This window comes from Streptomyces sp. NPDC102437 (assembly GCF_044765565.1).
Classification (GTDB): Bacteria; Actinomycetota; Actinomycetes; order Streptomycetales; family Streptomycetaceae; genus Streptomyces.
On record NZ_JBIWKI010000004.1, the window covers coordinates 254,451 to 271,570 of the forward strand.

Annotated in this window: 13 protein-coding genes; 5 read left to right on the forward strand and 8 right to left on the reverse strand. The window is 71.6% G+C overall.

The annotated features are described in order from the left end of the window. Positions 1 to 24: 24 nt before the first annotated feature. Complete coding sequence (locus ACIRJP_RS07850) at positions 25 to 2,829, reverse strand: protein kinase (protein ID WP_404169565.1); 2,805 nt, start codon at positions 2,827 to 2,829, stop codon at positions 25 to 27. 227 nt (positions 2,830 to 3,056) lie between these two features. Then, positions 3,057 to 5,024, reverse strand: a complete 1,968-nt coding sequence (locus tag ACIRJP_RS07855; RefSeq protein WP_404169568.1) for a protein kinase — start codon at positions 5,022 to 5,024, stop codon at positions 3,057 to 3,059. 120 nt (positions 5,025 to 5,144) lie between these two features. Between ACIRJP_RS07855 and ACIRJP_RS07860 the strand changes: the two genes are divergently transcribed. After that, the gene (locus ACIRJP_RS07860) at positions 5,145 to 6,233 is read left to right on the forward strand and encodes a serine hydrolase domain-containing protein (protein ID WP_404169571.1); all 1,089 of its coding nucleotides are present in this window, start codon (positions 5,145 to 5,147) and stop codon (positions 6,231 to 6,233) included. On the opposite strand, the gene ACIRJP_RS07865 is transcribed toward ACIRJP_RS07860, so the two are convergent. Further along, positions 6,230 to 7,936: a glycerol-3-phosphate dehydrogenase/oxidase gene (locus ACIRJP_RS07865; RefSeq protein WP_404169574.1), complete on the reverse strand. Its 1,707-nt coding sequence runs from the start codon at positions 7,934 to 7,936 to the stop codon at positions 6,230 to 6,232. The genes ACIRJP_RS07860 and ACIRJP_RS07865 overlap by 4 nt on opposite strands. 256 nt (positions 7,937 to 8,192) lie before the next feature. Between ACIRJP_RS07865 and ACIRJP_RS07870 the strand changes: the two genes are divergently transcribed. Together ACIRJP_RS07870 and ACIRJP_RS07875 are read left to right on the forward strand one after the other, a co-directional pair. Then, positions 8,193 to 9,455, forward strand: a complete 1,263-nt coding sequence (locus tag ACIRJP_RS07870) for a nucleotide sugar dehydrogenase (RefSeq protein ID WP_404169577.1) — start codon at positions 8,193 to 8,195, stop codon at positions 9,453 to 9,455. Positions 9,456 to 9,557: 102 nt separating this feature from the next. Beyond that, complete coding sequence (locus tag ACIRJP_RS07875) at positions 9,558 to 10,124, forward strand: hypothetical protein (protein WP_404169580.1); 567 nt, start codon at positions 9,558 to 9,560, stop codon at positions 10,122 to 10,124. 68 nt (positions 10,125 to 10,192) lie between these two features. Here ACIRJP_RS07875 and ACIRJP_RS07880 read toward each other — a convergent pair whose 3' ends face one another. From ACIRJP_RS07880 to ACIRJP_RS07895, 4 genes are all read right to left on the reverse strand, one after another. Continuing rightward, positions 10,193 to 11,317: a GuaB3 family IMP dehydrogenase-related protein gene (locus ACIRJP_RS07880; protein WP_072486665.1), complete on the reverse strand. Its 1,125-nt coding sequence runs from the start codon at positions 11,315 to 11,317 to the stop codon at positions 10,193 to 10,195. Between the two features lie 104 nt (positions 11,318 to 11,421). After that, positions 11,422 to 12,927: an IMP dehydrogenase gene (gene guaB / locus ACIRJP_RS07885; RefSeq protein WP_404169583.1), complete on the reverse strand. Its 1,506-nt coding sequence runs from the start codon at positions 12,925 to 12,927 to the stop codon at positions 11,422 to 11,424. A 139-nt stretch (positions 12,928 to 13,066) separates the two neighbouring features. Further along, a complete protein-coding gene (locus ACIRJP_RS07890; RefSeq protein ID WP_351255630.1) occupies positions 13,067 to 13,642 on the reverse strand; it encodes a sigma-70 family RNA polymerase sigma factor in 576 nt (191 codons plus the stop codon). 297 nt (positions 13,643 to 13,939) lie between these two features. Then, positions 13,940 to 14,551 (reverse strand): response regulator transcription factor, encoded by a 612-nt coding sequence (locus tag ACIRJP_RS07895; RefSeq protein ID WP_003948568.1) that lies wholly within the window; start codon positions 14,549 to 14,551, stop codon positions 13,940 to 13,942. Positions 14,552 to 14,963: 412 nt separating this feature from the next. On the opposite strand from ACIRJP_RS07895, the gene ACIRJP_RS07900 reads away from it, so the two are divergent. Then, positions 14,964 to 15,290: a WhiB family transcriptional regulator gene (locus tag ACIRJP_RS07900; protein WP_404169586.1), complete on the forward strand. Its 327-nt coding sequence runs from the start codon at positions 14,964 to 14,966 to the stop codon at positions 15,288 to 15,290. A 132-nt stretch (positions 15,291 to 15,422) separates the two neighbouring features. Here the strand turns inward: ACIRJP_RS07900 and ACIRJP_RS07905 are convergent, their stop codons facing one another. Then, complete coding sequence (locus tag ACIRJP_RS07905; protein ID WP_404169589.1) at positions 15,423 to 16,313, reverse strand: LysR family transcriptional regulator; 891 nt, start codon at positions 16,311 to 16,313, stop codon at positions 15,423 to 15,425. Between the two features lie 108 nt (positions 16,314 to 16,421). Between ACIRJP_RS07905 and ACIRJP_RS07910 the strand changes: the two genes are divergently transcribed. Next, positions 16,422 to 17,096 (forward strand): MOSC domain-containing protein, encoded by a 675-nt coding sequence (locus ACIRJP_RS07910; protein ID WP_404169730.1) that lies wholly within the window; start codon positions 16,422 to 16,424, stop codon positions 17,094 to 17,096. The last annotated feature ends 24 nt before the right edge of the window (positions 17,097 to 17,120 follow it).

Here is a 17,120-nt window from a genome sequence, read left to right on the forward strand (position 1 = left end):
GCCCGGGAGTTGCACGGAGAGGATTCAGCGGGTCACGCGGTAGGAGGCGATGGCCTGTTCGTAGATGTCGGACACCTTGTCGCGCCGGTTCTCCGGGCCGATGACCTGAATGACGTGGTAGCGGCCCTCGACGATCATCACGAGGTTGCGGGCGTACACCTCGCGCCCCGAGGCGTCCTGCCAGGTGAACTGGCCCTCCGCCATGGCCTGTCGCCCGACGTCGATCCGGCGCAGCCCGCTCGACCCCGACCAGCTGGAGTCGCGGAACGGCTGCAACTCCAGCTCCTTGCCCGCCTGGTACGCCAGCGGGTCGTCGCCGTTGGCCTTGACGGTGTCGCGGCCCGGGACGATCAGCAGGCTGAAGCCGTCGCTGCCGTAGCGGATCTGACGGTCCGCGTTGGCGGGGCTGCGCTGCCAGCCCTTGAGCACACCGACCTCGAAGCCCTCCTTGTCCTTGCGCAGGGTGTAGCCGGGGGCGAGCGCGACGGCGGAGCGGCTGGTCTGCGGCTGCTGGGCGCCGGGCGAACCGGAGGACTCCTGACCGCCGGACTCCCCCGTGCCGGGATCCGGCGAACCGGATACCGAGGAGGCCGGGCCCGAGGAGCCGCCGCCCGGTTCTCCGTCCGACTTGGGCATGAACATCACGGCGTACGCGATGGCCGCGGCGAGGGCGAGCAGGATCAGCACCAGGAGCAGCCGCCCGAGCCGCCGCGGCGCCCGGCCCTCGCCCTCGTGGGGGCGGGGCGGGGTGCGCAGCGCCTTGGGGCCCTTGGGCTCACGCGGCGCCCGGGGGGCTCGCTCGGCCCTGGGCATGTCCAGCCCGGCCTGCCGGTCGTGATGGCCGTGCCGGTCCTGATGGTCCTGTCGGTCCTGATGGTCCTGTCGGTCCTGTCGGCCGGGCTTGTCCTTGGTGTGGCGGTGACGGCCGTGGGCCGCGCTCCGGCCGCGTCGCCTGCGGACCAGCTCGCCCCGGCGGCGTACGACGGGGAGCCGGGCCGTGTCGGCGGACGGCAGGGGTACGACGTCCAGGCCGGCCTCGGGCTCGGGCGCCGACCGCACGAGGGAGCGCAGCCAGCCGCTCAGCTCCTCGAAGTCCGGCCGTTCGGTGGGGTCCTGGCGCAGCAGGGACTCGACGACGGGGCGCAGCGGACCGCACTCCTCGGCGAAGGCGGGCGGCTCCCCGCACACCATCTGGACGAGCTCGGCCGCGTTCTCCTCCGGGTAGGGGGCGTGGCCCTGGACGGCGCGGTAGAGCAGCGCGCCCAGCGCCCAGAGGTCGGTGGCGGGCCCGATCGGCGGTGCCAGCCGCCAGTTCTCGTGGACGGGGCCGGCCTGCTCGGGCGCCCAGCGCTCGGTGACCGCGCCGACCACGGCGATCCTGGTCTGCCGGGCGCGCTCGGCGGCGAGCGGGGTGGCCGGACCCCGGTAGACGGAGTCCGTACGGTCGCTCGCGGACGCCTCGTCCCAGCGGCCCGGCTGCTGCTGCCGTCCCGTGCGGTGCGCGGGCAGCGCCGGGGAGTCGCCATGGCGCCGGGCGTCGGCGCGCAGGGCGTCCTCGCCCGAGCCCCCGGCGGGGACGGGGCGGCCGGAACCGGGGCCGTCGCTCCAGGAACCGGTGAGATGCAACCGCCGCGCGGGCGGCCGGCCGTCGTCGCTGTCGTGGCCGTCGTCGCTGTCGTGGCCGTGGTCGTGGCCGCCGGTCTCGTGGGTTTCGTCGTCCGGGGCGGGCAGGTACGCGTCCTCCGGCCGTGCGGAACGCTGGACCGGCAGGCTTCCGGTGTCCTCCGCGTCGCCCGCACCGGCGCGCCGCCGGTCCTCGTTGACGCGTGCGGCGGCGCGGGCGCCCTCGCGGTAGGCGGCGACCGCCCCGGCGCGCTCGGCCCGCAGCTGTGCGGCGTCTCCCGGGCCGCCGCCACGGGGGGCGTCGGGATCGTCGTCGCCGTCGTCGCCTTCGTCGTACGGCCCGTCGTACGGGTCGTCGTCCGCGTACGGGTCGTCATCTCCGTGGGGCGCGTCGGCCCCCCGGCCCGTCTCGATCGCCGCCGGACCGCGTGAGGCCGGCACCCCGGCCGCAGGGGCGGGCAGGGGCGGCATGGCGGGCGGGGGCGGCGCGAAGGCGCTCGCGGAGCCCGTACCGAGTGCCGGGCGGGCGAACCCGTCCTCGTATCCGTAGCCGTCGTCGTGCCCGTAACCGCCCCGGCCCCCGTAGCCGCCCTGGCTCTCGCCCTCGTCCTCGTCGGGCTGCGGTGTCGTCACGTACCCGCAGAGCGCCTCCTCCGCCGCCCCGGCCGCGAGGCCGGTCAGCACGACCCGGCCGTCGTCGCAGATCAGCACCGTGCGGACGGTGATGTTCCGGTGGGTCCAGCCGTGGGCGTGCAGCACGCGCAGCGCGGTCAGCACGTCGGAGCCGATCTCGGCGGCCCGGAAGGGGTTGAGCGGCCGTTCCGCGAGGAGCGAGGCGAGCGGGCGGGCCGCGACGAGTTCGCTCACGATCCAGAGCGAACCCTCTTCGGCGAACACGTCGAAGACCTGGTCGAGCCTGGGGTGGTCGGGAACCTGGGCCGCCGCCTGCGCCGCCTCCACGGCGCGCCGGACCACCGGGTCGGCGGGAACGCGCACGGCCCCGGCGGTCTGCCGGGCCCACGGGTCCGGATCCCCGGCGTCGAGCACCTCGGCGTCCACCACCTCGGGCAACGGCACCTGCCGGACCAGGACTTCCTGCCCGCTGTAGGTGTCGAACGCCCGGGTCTCGACCGTTTCGTACTCATCGTGCGGAGGCAGCGGAAGGCGGTAGCGGTCGGCAAGTACCCGACCCGCGTAGTCGTCCACGACGCCTCCCCAGAGCGCGCTGTCCCCCCGGCCACGAAAGCCGCATTCAATCCATCAATTGCGTTCACTCACCGCGCAATTGACCCATCGTTCCAGCTGCCTACGGTCTTCAGGCTCTCACGATACGTGGCAAGTGCCGGACACGCGGCCGGGTCGGCGCATCCCGCCCCCTTCCGCCCACGGGATCAGCCGGTGGGACCGAAGAATGCCGCCCGGAGCCTGGATGTTCAGTCGATGGGCTTGAACGTGTCGAACGCGGTCTTGCGCAGCGTCCGGCACTCCTTGCTGTCCCACTCGTCGGCCTTGCAGCTGATCATGATCGCGTAGCCGTGCTTGCCGTCGACCTTGAAGCCCCGGTTGATCACATGGACCCGCTGGCCGTTCTGGGTGCGCTCGAACTGCCAGTCGGCGACGGTCGGGTAGCCGTTGTACTGGACGTTTTTTATGCCGAGATGGCTGTAGCCGTTACTGCTGGCCGCGACGGCGGCCTTCGCGGCGTTCCAGGCCGCGGCCGCGTTGCTGCCGGGCGAATCGGTGTAGTCGACCTGGATACGGGGGAAGCCGCCGCTGACGTTGTAGATGCCGCCGGAGTTCTCGCCCGCCGTCTTGTAGAAGCGGAAGTCCTCGGGCATGGCCATCTGGAAGTGGAACTTCTTGTTCGTGACCATCCGGAATCCGGCGGGCAGCGCATCGCCCGGCTTGTCGCCCTTCCCGCTGCCCTTGCCCTTGTCCTCGCCCTGGCCCTGGTTGCCGTTCTGGTCCTGGTCCTGGCCGTTGCCCTGGCCCTTGCCGCTGCCAGTGCCGCTGTCGGTCTCCGGGGAGCCGCCGGTCGACGCCGAGGGCCCGGCGGAGGTGGACTTGTCGTCCTTGCCGCCTTCGTTGCCCGCGTTGTTCTTGTCGTCCCCGCCGAGCGTGAGCGCGAGGACCGTGCCGAGCACGGCGAGCACGATCACGGCCGCGATGATCGCCAGGGTGCGGCGCGGCACCACGTCCGTGATGGACGCCCGGGGCGGGACGGCCGTGGACGTGGCCGGGCGCGGCGGTGGTACGGCCGCCGAGGCCGGGGTGGTCGCGGGCTTGGCGGGGGTGCCCGCGCCGGCGGACGAGGGAGAGACCGACGGGGGTGCCGAGGGCGGAGGCGGTGTGGTGGTCGCCGCCGCGGCAGCCGGTGCCGCCTTCGCGCTCCGTACGGAGCGCAGGGCGCCCCGCAGCCGGTCCCGCGCGCCCTCGCCCTGTTCCGCGGCCTTCGCCGTCGCCTTGGTGCGGGGCTCGTCGGTCTTCCCGGGCAGTGCCATGACCTGGGTGGCGTCGGCGGGCGGCACCACCACCGGGTCCGGCTTCTCGGGGGCGTGGATCACATCGTTGAGCAGGGCACGGGCGCCCGCGTCGTCGAGCCGCTGCTCGGGGTCCTTGGCGAGCAGGCCGTAGATGACCTCCTCCAGCGGACCGGCGTTCTTCGGCGGGTCGAGCGGCTCGGTCATCACCGCGGTCAGGGTGGCGATGGCCGACCCCTTGTCGTACGGCGGGGAGCCCTCGACGCTGGCGTACAGCAGTCCGCCGAGCGACCAGAGGTCGGCGGGCGGCCCCGGCTTGTGGCCACGGGCGCGCTCGGGCGAGATGTACGAGGGGGCGCCGACGAGCATGCCCGTGGAGGTGACCGACGGGTCGCCCTCGACCTGGGCGATACCGAAGTCGGTCAGCACGACCCGGCCGTCCTCGGCGATCAGCACGTTGGACGGCTTCACATCGCGGTGCAGGATGCCCTCGCGGTGCGCCGAGCGCAGCACGTCGAGGATGGCGAGGCCGACCTCGGCGGCGCGCTTCGGCGTCAGGACACCGTCCTCGCGCACGGCTTCGGCGAGGGACTTGCCCTCGATGAGCTCCATCACGATCCACGGCCGGTCGTCCTCGTCGACCACGTCGTAGACCGTCACCGCGCCGTTGTTGCGGATCCTGGCGATCGCCTTCGCCTCACGCAGCGTGCGCGTGATGAGCCGGCGCTTCTCGTCCTCGTCGATGGCCGTGGGGAACCGCAGTTCCTTGACCGCGACCGTGCGGCCCAGCGTCTCGTCGACGGCACGCCAGACCGTGCCCATACCGCCCCGGCCGAGCACCTCCCCGAGCCGGTAGCGCCCCGCAAGGAGACGTCCGTCCTTGTCCCGTTGGGGCTCCCGTGCCTGTTCCGCCTCCGACATGCGTCCCCTCTGCGATCAACCCGCCCTGGCAGAGCGTTCATTGTCCCTCACCCCGGCACGGGTCATGGTGCCGGGTCCGCAGGCCCGCCATGATGTGCCCCGAGGAAGGGAATCCCCGCCATGCCGATACCCAGGGCACTGCTCGCCGCCCCGTTGCTGCTGGTGCTGCTCGGCCTGGGAACGGTGCCCCTGCCCAGCGAACCACACCTCACGCCCGCGGCCGCCTACCTTCCCCGGCTCGTCGCCGAGGGCGGTGCTCCCACGGCGGCGCTGCTGGCCCGTCGCGCCTCCACCGCACCGTACGACACCTATCGGTCGACAGGCCCCGCAATCCGGCGGGCGGACCGGTTCCGGGCGGGCAGCATCACCAAGACCTTCGTCGCCACGGTCGTGCTCCAACTCGCCCGGGAACGACGGCTCCAGCTGACGGACACGGTCGAGCGGCTGCTGCCGGGGCTGGTGCGCGGCAACGGAAACGACGGCCGCCGCATCACCCTGCGCGCCCTGCTCAGCCACACCAGCGGCCTCCACGACTACACCGCCGATCCATCCGCCCACCCCCTCACGGCCGTCGCGGCGGTCCGCGTCGCCCTGACCCACCGCCCGACGAGCGCCCCCGGCCGCTACGCATACTCCAACACCAATTACGCCGTACTCGGACTCGTCGTTCAACGGGTCACCGGACACAGCTACGCCACCGAGATCCGCGACCGCCTCATCGCCCCCCTCCACCTCACGGGCACCTCCCTTCCCGGCGACCGTACCGCCCTGCCCTCCCCGCACGGCCGCGCCTACACCCGCGATCCGGCCGACGGCGGTCTGCGCGACGTCACCGCGCTGGACCCCCGCACGGCGGGCGCGGCCGGCGAGCTGATCTCCACGCTCGACGATCTGAACCGCTTCTACTCGGCCCTGCTGGGCGGCCGTCTCCTCGCGCCCGCCCAGTTGGCGATCCTGCTGAACACCCGGGCCACGCACGGCGTCTACGGACTGGGCATCTATCCGCAGAAGCTCTCCTGCGGCACCACCGTCTGGGGGCACAACGGCCACATAGCGGGCAGTTACGTCCGTACCGCCGCGACGCGCGACGGGCTGCACACCCTGACGTACCGCATCGACACGGACACGCTGGCCGACGCACGGACCCTCGAACCCGCACTGCTCGAAGCGGAGTTCTGCGACCGGCCGGAGAATCCCCAGAGTTCCTAGATGGGCACGATGTCCGGCGCCCCGAGGCGTGCCGCGTCCGCCGTGAGGTCGTCCGGCTGGCGCTGCGACTCGCGTTCCGCCTGCACCCGCTTCTCGTAGTGCTCGACCTCCCGGTCCATCTGGCCCTCGTCCCAGCCCAGCACCGGGGCCATCAGTTCCGCGCAGAGCCGGGCGCTGCGCGTGCCCCGGTCGAAGGTCTCTATGGAGATCCGGGTACGGCGGGTCAGTACGTCGTCGAGGTGGCGGGCCCCCTCGTGCGAGGCGGCGTAGACGATCTCGGCCTTCAGGTAGTCGTCGGCCGAGGGCAGCGGCTCCCCCAGCACCGGATCGGCGAGGATCAGTTCGAGGATCTGCTCGGTCGCCGAGCCGTACCGGTTGAGCAGATGCTCCACCCGGGCGACATGGAGGCCGGACCGGGCCGCGATCCTCGCCCTGGCGTTCCACATCGCCGGGTATCCCTCCGCCCCCAGCAGCGGGATCTCCTCGGTGACGCAGGCCGCCACCCGCTGGTCCAGTCCGTGCACCGCCTCGTCCACGGCGTCCTTGGCCATCACCCGGTACGTCGTGTACTTGCCGCCCGCCACCACCACGAGGCCCGGCAGCGGATGCGCCACCGTGTGCTCGCGCGAGAGCTTGCTGGTCGCGTCGGACTCTCCGGCCAGCAGCGGCCGCAGCCCGGCGTACACGCCCTGGACGTCGTCCCGGCTCAGGGGCGTGGCCAGGACCGAATTGACGTGTTCGAGCAGGTAGTCGATGTCGGCGCTGGACGCCGCCGGGTGCGCCTTGTCCAGGTCCCAGTCGGTGTCCGTGGTCCCGATGATCCAGTGCCGCCCCCACGGGATGACGAAGAGGACGGACTTCTCGGTCCGAAGGATCAGGCCGGTCGAGGAGTGGATGCGGTCCTTGGGGACAACCAGATGAATGCCCTTGGACGCCCGGACGTGGAACTGTCCGCGCTCCCCTATCAGCGCCTGGGTGTCGTCCGTCCAGACCCCCGTCGCGTTGACCACCTGCTTGGCCCTGACCTCGTACTCACCGCCCGCCTCGACGTCCTCCACCCGGGCGCCGACGACCCGCTCGCCCTCCCGGAGGAAGCCGACCACCCGAGCACGGTTGGCCACGTGCGCGCCGTAACCGGCGGCCGTGCGCACCAGGGTCGCCACATAGCGGGCGTCGTCCATCTGTGCGTCGTAGTACTGCAACGCCCCGACCAGGGCGTCCTTCCTCAGCGCCGGGGCGACGCGCAGGGCGTGGCGGCGGGAGAGATGGCGGTGCACGGGCAGGCCCCGGCCGTGGCCCGACGACACCGACATCGCGTCGTAGAGCGCGACGCCGGAACCGGCGTAGAACCGCTCCCAGCCCTTGTGCTGCAACGGGTAGAGGAACGGCACCGGCTTCACCAGGTGCGGGGCCAGCCGCTCCAGGAGCAGCCCGCGCTCCTTCAGCGCCTCGCGGACGAGCGCGAAGTCGAGCATCTCCAGATACCGCAGCCCGCCATGGATCAGCTTGCTCGACCTGCTCGATGTGCCCGACGCCCAGTCGCGGGCCTCGACCAGCCCGGTCGAGAGCCCTCTCGTCGCCGCGTCCAGCGCCGTGCCGGCGCCGACCACGCCCGCTCCCACCACCAGCACGTCCAGTTCGCGCTCGGCCATCGCGGCCAGCGCCTCGGCGCGCTCCGCAGGTCCCAGTGTCGCTGTCCTCACTGCTGCCTCCCGGGTAGATCGGGGTGGTCCGGCACGGGACACGACCGGCACGTCGGCCGGGGCGGCCCGCGCCCACCTCTCGATTCTGTCCGGCGCCCACGACTTCGGCCACCGCCTGTGGACAACACCGGGACGACAGAAGCTCACAATGCGACATATAGGTCATATATAAGCCTAGTGTGACATTGCGCTGTCCACAGCGGTTGCGCTTTCAGCCCTCATGGTCATAGTCCGACGGGAAGGACGGCCCATCCACATGCCCGCAGACCTCGCAGTCATCGGACTCGGCCACCTCGGCCTGCCACTCGCCCAGGCCGCCGTGGCCGCGGGCGTGCAGACCGTCGGCTACGACACCGACCCGAGCGCCTGCACGGAACTCTCCGCGGGCCGCACCCCCGTCGAGGGATCGCTCACCGCCTCGGAGATCCGCCGGATGCTCTCGGGGGGCTTCCGGCCGACCACCAGCCCGGCCGAACTGGGCCGGGTCCGTACCGCGGTGATCTGCGCGCCCGCCCCCCTCGGCGCCGACCGCACCATCGACCTCACCGCCGTCGGCGACGCCGCCCGCGCACTCGCCGCCCAACTGCGCCCGCACACCACCGTGCTGCTCGAATCGGCCGTACCGCCCGGCACCACCGAGAACTACCTGCTGCCGCTGCTCGAAGAGGGCTCGGGGCTGCGCGCCGGCCGCGACTTCCACCTGGCCTGCTCCCCCAGCCGCCTCGACCCAGGCAACCGGACCCACGTCTACGCCAACACCCCCAAGGTCATCGGCGGCCTCACCCCAGCCTGCACCGAATCCGCCGCCGCCTTCTACGGCCGGCTCACCGACAAGGTCGTCCGGGCGCGCGGACCGCGCGAGGCCGAGATGACCAAGGTCCTGGAGACCAACTTCCGGCACGTCAACATCGCCCTGGTCAACGAGATGGCGGTGCTCTGCCACGACCTCGGCGTCGACCTGTGGGACGTCATCCGCTGCGCCGAGACCAAGCCCTTCGGCTTCCAGCCGTTCCGCCCCGGCCCCGGCGTCGGCGGCCACGGCGCACCCGTCGACCCGGGCTACCTGCCGTACAACAGCCGCACCCCCGGCCACCCCCTGCGGATGGTCTCGCTCGCCCAGGAGATCAACGGCCGCATGCCGCAGTACGTGATCCAGCGCTGCGCCACCCTGCTGAACGAACACGGCAAGTCCGTCCGCGGCGCCCGGGTACTGCTGCTCGGCGTCACCTACAAGCCCGACCTCGCCGACCAGGAGGGCTCCCCCGCCCGGGAGATCGCGACCCGGCTGATGGACATGGGTGCCCAGATCGGCTACCACGACCCGCACGTCCTGGACTGGCGCGTACGCGAGCGCCCGGTCCCGCGCGCCGACTCGCTGTACGAGGCGGCGTCCAGCGCCGACCTCACGGTGCTGCTCCAGCACCACCGGACGTACGACCTCCAGGGCCTCGCCGTGAAGGCCCAGCTCCTCCTGGACACCCGGGGAGCGACCCCGGCGGGGGCCGCACACCGGCTTTAAACATCTCCCCCGGATTTCGGTAGGAGATGTCACAGGCTGCTGCTAGCCTGCGGCGTCACTTCTCGCACAGTCGTGCGCTTCCGTCCCAGGGGGGATATCAACATGAGCCAGCCCGTGCCGCCGCCGAACCAGCCACACGACGCCCAGCCCGGCGGTAATCCGTTCGCGGGCCAGCAGCCCGGTGCCCAGCCCGGCGGCAACCCGTTCGCGGGCCAGCAGCCGGGCGCCCCGTTCGGCGGCGCGCCGTTCACCCCGCCGGTCCCGGTACGCAACAACATCGGCCTCGGGCTGGCCGCCGCCGTCGTCGCGGCCGTCGTCGCCGCGGCCGTCTACGGCGCCATCATCGGCGCCACCAAGCACGAGATCGGCTACGCGGCCGTGGGTGTCGGCTTCGTCGTCGGCTTCGCGTCGGGCAAGGTCGGCGGCCGCAACCCCGCGCTGCCGGTCGTCAGCGCCCTGCTCTCGCTGGTCGCCGTCTACTTCGGCCAGCTGCTCGGCGAGGCGATGATCGCGGCCAAGGAGCTCCCGGTCACCGTCTCCGAGCTGTTCTTCGACCACTTCGGCGCGCTGAACGAGTTGTGGAAGGCCGACTCGAACTTCATCTCGTACCTCTTCTTCGCCGTCGCGGCGGTCGCCGCGTTCTCCGGCGCCAAGAAGGCCGCCGGATAATCGCGGACACATACGGGAGGGCCCGGACCGCAGCAGCGGTCCGGGCCCTCCCGTCATGCCGGGACCAATCAGCGGCGGTGCTGCGAGTCCGCCACCGTGACCTCGACGCGCTGGAACTCCTTGAGGTCGCTGTACCCCGTCGTCGCCATCGCCCGGCGCAGCGCGCCGAAGATGTTCATCGAGCCGTCGGGGGTGTGCGAAGGACCGGTCAGGACCTCCTCGGTGGTGCCGACCGAGCCCAGGTCCACCAGCTTGCCGCGCGGCACGTCCTCGTGGACGGCCTCCATGCCCCAGTGCCGGCCGCGGCCCGGCGCGTCCGTCGCACGGGCCAGCGGGGAGCCCATCATCACGGCGTCCGCACCGCAGGCGATGGCCTTCGGCAGGTCGCCCGACCAGCCGACGCCGCCGTCCGCGATCACGTGCACGTACCGGCCGCCGGACTCGTCCATGTAGTCACGGCGGGCGCCGGCCACATCGGCGACCGCGGTCGCCATCGGGACCTGGATGCCGAAGACGTTGCGCGTGGTGTGCGCCGCGCCGCCGCCGAAGCCGACGAGGACACCGGCCGCACCGGTACGCATCAGGTGCAGGGCGGCGGTGTACGTGGCGCAGCCGCCGACGATCACCGGGACGTCCAGCTCGTAGATGAACTGCTTGAGGTTGAGCGGCTCGGCGGCACCCGAGACGTGCTCGGCGGAGACCGTCGTACCGCGGATGACGAAGATGTCCACGCCCGCGTCGACGACGGCCTTGGAGAACTGCGCGGTGCGCTGCGGGGAGAGCGCTGCGGCGGTGACGACACCGGAGTCGCGCACCTCCTTGATGCGCTGCCCGATCAGCTCCTCCTGAATAGGCGCGGAGTAGATCTCCTGGAGGCGGCGGGTCGCCGACTCGACGGGCATCTCGGCGATCTCGTCGAGCAGCGGCTGCGGGTCGGCGTGCCGGGTCCACAGGCCCTCGAGGTTGAGGACGCCGAGGCCGCCGAGCTCACCGATGCGGATCGCGGTCTGCGGGGAGACCACGGAGTCCATGGGAGCGGCCAGGAACGGCAGCTCGAAACGGTAGGCGTCGATCTGCCAGGCGATCGAGACCTCCTTCGGGTCGCGGGTACGGCGGCTCGGAACGACGGCGATGTCGTCGAATGCGTACGCCCGGCGGCCGCGCTTGCCGCGCCCGATCTCGATCTCAGTCACGTGTGTGGCCTTTCCCTCTGCGTTTCAGCGCCTTCCAGTATCCCCGACATACGCGCCAGGGGCGGCCCCGGCAGTCCCGGGGCCGCCCCTGGCACTGTCGGCGACTACTTGTTGCGGCTGTAGTTCGGCGCCTCGACCGTCATCTGGATGTCGTGCGGGTGGCTCTCCTTGAGCCCCGCGGACGTGATGCGGACGAAGCGGCCCTTGGTCTCCATCTCGTCGATGGAGGCGGCGCCCACGTAGCCCATCGTCTGGCGGAGGCCGCCGACGAGCTGGTGCAGCACGTTGGCCAGCGGGCCTCGGTAGGGCACCTGGCCCTCGATGCCCTCGGGGACGAGCTTGTCGTCCGAGGCCACGTCGGCCTGGAAGTAGCGGTCCTTGGAGTACGAGCGCCCCTGTCCACGGGACTGCATCGCCCCGAGGGAACCCATGCCGCGGTACGACTTGAACTGCTTGCCGTTGATGAAGAGGAGCTCGCCGGGAGACTCCTCGCAGCCCGCGAGGAGGCTGCCCAGCATGACGGTGTCGGCACCGGCTGCGAGCGCCTTGCCGATGTCGCCGGAGTACTGCAGACCGCCGTCCCCGATGACCGGGACGCCGGCCGCGCGTGCGGCGAGAGCGGCCTCGTAGATCGCGGTGACCTGCGGGACGCCGATACCGGCGACCACGCGCGTGGTGCAGATGGAGCCGGGGCCCACGCCGACCTTGACGCCGTCGACACCGGCGTCGATCAGGGCCTGCGCGCCGTCACGCGTCGCGACGTTGCCGCCGATGACGTCGACGCCGACGCTGGACTTGATCTTCGCCATCCAGTTCAGCGCGTTGCTGTTGTGGCCGTGCGAGGTGTCGACGATGAGGAAGTCCACGCCCGCGCCGGCCAGCGCCTGAGCGCGCTCCAGGGCCTCGGGGCTCGCGCCGACCGCCGCGCCGACGAGGAGCCGGCCCTCGGCGTCCTTCGCCGCGTTCGGGTACTGCTCGGCCTTCACGAAGTCCTTGACCGTGATGAGGCCCTTGAGGACGCCCGCGTCGTCGACCAGCGGAAGCTTCTCGATCTTGTGGCGGCGCAGCAGCTCCATGGCGTCGACGCCGGAGATGCCGACCTTGCCGGTCACGAGCGGCATCGGCGTCATGACCTCGCGCACCTGGCGGCTGCGGTCGGACTCGAACGCCATGTCGCGGTTGGTGACGATGCCGAGCAGCTTGCCCGCCGGGTCGGTCACCGGGACGCCGCTGATGCGGAACTTGGCACACAGCGCGTCGGCCTCGGCCAGCGTCGCGTCCGGGTGCACGGTGATCGGGTCGGTCACCATGCCGGACTCGGAGCGCTTCACGAGGTCGACCTGGTTGACCTGGTCCTCGATCGACAGGTTGCGGTGCAGGACACCGACGCCGCCCTGCCGTGCCATGGCGATGGCCATGCGGGACTCGGTGACCTTGTCCATCGCCGCGGAGAGCAGCGGGATGTTCACGCGTACATTGCGGGAGATACGGGACGAGATGTCGACCGCGTTCGGCAGCACCTCGGATGCGCCGGGCAGCAGCAGCACGTCGTCGTATGTCAGCCCGAGCGTCGCGAATTTCTCGGGCACTCCGTCGACGTTTGCAGTCATGACACCTTCCCCAAATGGCCTTGATCGGTGCGGATGTCCATGCTAACGGCCTCCGGGGGTGTCTCATTCCACGAGCAAGATCACCTGGAGGTTCTGTAGTTTCGTACGGACCCTCGCGGACGGCACCGACCGCGTCAGCTCACTGCTCCGCGAGCGCCCGCAGCCTGCTCAGGGCCCGGTGCTGGGCGACCCGGACCGCGCCCGGCGACATGCCCAGCATCTGCCCGGTCTCCTCGGCGGTGAGCCCGACGGCGACCCGCAGGACCAGCAGCTCGCGCTGGTTCTCCGGGAGGTTGGCCAGGAGCTTCTTCGCCCAGGCGGCATCGCTGCTGAGCAGGGCCCGCTCCTCGGGCCCGAGCGAATCGTCCGGCCGCTCGGGCATCTCGTCGGACGGCACGGCCGTCGACCCCGGGTGCCGCATGGCGGCGCGCTGGAGATCGGCGACCTTGTGGCCCGCGATGGCGAACACGAAGGCCTCGAAGGGCCTGCCGGTGTCCTTGTAGCGCGGCAGCGCCATCAGCACCGCGACGCAGACCTCCTGCGCCAGGTCCTCCACGAAGTGGCGAGCATCACCGGGCAGCCGGTTCAGCCGCGACCTGCAGTAGCGCAGCGCGAGTGGGTGGACATGGGCCAGCAGATCATGGGTGGCCTGCGCGTCGCCCTCGACGGCACGGTGCACCAGGGCACCGATCGCCGTCGTCTCGTCGTCGCGCATCGGACCATGGTGCCCCGGAGCCGAGTCATCCGTGCCGCCGCGTCCGTAGTTGTGCACCGAAGCGTTATGAGCGGGTGCGCCGGAAGTCATGTCCTGCGCCCTCCCCTTCCGCTCGACCGAATCGTTCCCGAGGAACTCCACATCTCAAGGATGCGGCATCGGCCGGGAAGCGTCACATAGCGTCGGCGCGACGGGCTCCACCGGTCGGGCGGAACCCGTCCCGCGCACGTCGGTCACGTCACCCCGCCCGCCGCTGCGCGGGCGGGGAACCGATCGACTGCCGGCCATGGCCGGACCTCAGCGGACCAGGCCCCAGCGGAAGCCGAGCGCCACGGCATGCGCCCGGTCCGAGGCGCCGAGCTTCTTGAACAGACGCCTGGCGTGCGTCTTCACCGTGTCCTCGGAGAGGAACAGCTCACGGCCGATCTCGGCGTTCGAACGGCCGTGGCTCATTCCTTCGAGCACCTGGATCTCACGTGCGGTGAGCGTCGGCGCCGCACCCATCTCGGCCGACCGCAGCCGGCGCGGGGCGAGCCGCCACGTCGGATCGGCCAGCGCCTGGGTGACGGTGGCGCGCAGCTCCGCGCGGGAGGCGTCCTTGTGGAGGTAGCCGCGGGCACCGGCGGCGACCGCGAGCGCGACACCGTCCAGGTCCTCGGCGACGGTCAGCATGATGATCCTGGCTCCGGGGTCGGCGGAGAGCAGCCGCCGGACCGTCTCCACACCTCCGAGACCGGGCATGCGTACGTCCATCAGAATCAGATCCGAACGGTCGGCGCCCCAGCGGCGGAGGACTTCCTCGCCGTTGGCCGCCGTCGTCACCCGCTCCACGCCGGGCACGGTCGCGACCGCGCGACGAAGCGCTTCTCGGGCAAGCGGGGAGTCGTCGCAGACGAGGACGGATGTCATGACCGTCCTCCGAAGCCGATGCGCGTCACCTTGAGCCTCCAGGCTGTTACAAGTCGTCACCTGTGCGGTTGACACTCTCGGACACCTGCCCGATCGCTTTTTCCGTCAACCGCCTCCGCCCTCTCAACGACGGTCACTCGAAAGAGTTACGGGCCGAGACACCGAGTTCGGCACTCTACGTGAGGGGCCGCACACGGAGGAGAACGACGCGGATCATCCGATCGTCAACCGAAACTTCAGATGAAGGTATGCCCCATTTAGCGGGTTTTCTTCCCTTTTGCTGGTGTCTGTGGATAGATTCGCAATCAGTCATATTTACATCTACTTACACAGCAGATGTACGGTCGTGGGCACGGTCGATGACGGACGACAACGACGTTTCCGACTCAGCAAGGTTTCGAGGGGACAAGCAATGGCAGATTTCTCCCGCCTTCCCGGACCCAACGCCGATCTCTGGGACTGGCAGCTGCTGGCGGCCTGCCGCGGGGTGGACAGCTCACTGTTCTTCCACCCGGAGGGTGAACGCGGGGCGGCACGGAGCGCCCGCGAGAACTCGGCGAAAGAGGTCTGCATGCGATGCCCGGTACGCGCCGAGTGCGCGGCGCACGCCCTGGCGGTGCGAGAACCCTACGGAGTGTGGGGCGGGCTCACCGAGGACGAACGCGAGGAGCTCATGGGACGGGCCCGCAGCCGGCTGATCACGGCCGCGGCGCCGTCGGGCGCCCCGGGGCACGACTGATCCCGTCAGGCCCTAACAAGAACAAGAAAAACGTTTCTGCGGCGGGGTTCTTCCGACCCTGGTCCGCCGGACAGGCCCCGGAGGGGCCGAGCACCCGGCCACCGACTGGCGACCGGGGTACAGGCAGGCCCCTCAGCGGGCGGCCGCCAGGGACAGCCGGTCCAGGGTGGCGGCCACCGCCGGGACCTGGGCCAGGTCGGGCAGGGTCAGCGCGACGATCTCGCGCTCGATGGCCGGCTCCACCGTCACGGTGCACGCACCCTTGGGGCGTACGGACTCGATCGCCAGCTCCGGCAGTACGGCGACCCCGAGTCCGGCGCCGACCAGGCCGACCACCGCCGGGTAGTCGTCGGTGGCGAAGTCGATCCGGGGGGTGAAGCCCGAGGCCTCGCAGACCTCCACGAGTTGGCGGCGGCAGCGCGGACAGCCCGCGATCCAGGACTCCTCGGCGAGCTCGGCGATCCCCACCGTGGCGGAACGCGACAGCCGGTGCCCCTCCGGGACCAGGCCGATCAGCCGGTCGGTGAGCAGCGGGCGCACCACCAGGTCGTCCCATTCGGCGCCGGAGGCTCCGTAGCGGAACGCCAGCGCGATGTCGCAGTCGCCCTCGCGCAGCATCTCGACCGAGCGCGGCGGCTCGGCCTCCACCAGCGAGACCCGGGTGCCGGGGTGGGCGGCGCGCAGCGCGGCGAGGGCCCCGGGGACCAGGGTGGAGCTGCCGCTGGGGAACGAGACGAGCCGGACCCGGCCGGCCCGCAGCCCGGCGATGGCGGCGACCTCCTCCTCGGCGGCGGTGAGACCGGCGAGGATGCCCGAGGCGTGCCGGACGAGGGCCTCACCGGCCTGGGTGAGCCTCATCTCCCGTCCGGTACGGATCAGCAGCGTGGTGCCCGCCGATGCCTCCAGGGCCTTCATCTGCTGGCTGACCGCGGGCTGGGTGCAGCCCAGTTCGCGGGCGGCGGCGGAGAACGAGCCGGTGGCGGCCACGGCACGCAGGACACGGAGATGACGGGCTTCGATCACCCTTCAACCATAAGCGGCTCTTGGATGGGATGCGAATAATTGGCGTGCATCTTTGAGGGTGGAGTCGTTAGCGTGCTCGGTATGAAGTCCATGGAACCGACCGGGCCGATGCGGCTGCTGACCGTGAACACGGGGCGCCCGAAGGCCGCCTCCTGCACCGACGCCCCGGCCGGGGTGACCGGCATCGACAAGCGGCCGGCCGACGGGCCGGTCCGGGTCGCCGACCCCGGGCCCAAGGGCACCGGCGGCAGCGGTCTGGCCGGGGACTCGGTGTGCGATCTGCGGCATCACGGCGGCTCCGACCAGGCGGTGTACGCCTTCGCCCGCGAGGAGCTCGACGCGTGGGAGCGCGAGCTCGGGCGCCCGCTGGCCAACGGAGCGTTCGGCGAGAACCTGACGACCGGCGGGGTCGATGTGAGCGGCGCGAGGATCGGCGAGCGCTGGCGGATCGGCGCGGGCCTGGTGCTGGAGGTGACGTCGGGCCGGATTCCGTGCCGCACGTTCGCCGGTCATCTCGGTGTGGAACGCTGGGTCAAGCGGTTCACGCAGGCGGCGGCCCCCGGTGCCTATCTGCGGGTGATCGAGCCGGGCGAGATCCGGGCCGGGGACCCGGTCGAGATCGTGTCCCGCCCGGACCACGACGTCACCGTACGGATGGAGTTCCTGGCCACCACCACGCGGCGGGACCTGCTGCCGGAGCTGCTCGCCGCTGGGCACGCGCTGCATCCCGAGGCACTGCGCGCCGCTCTGAAGTACGCCGGGAAGTCGGCGGTGGACAGCTGATCGCCGCGTGCCGGACAGGCACTA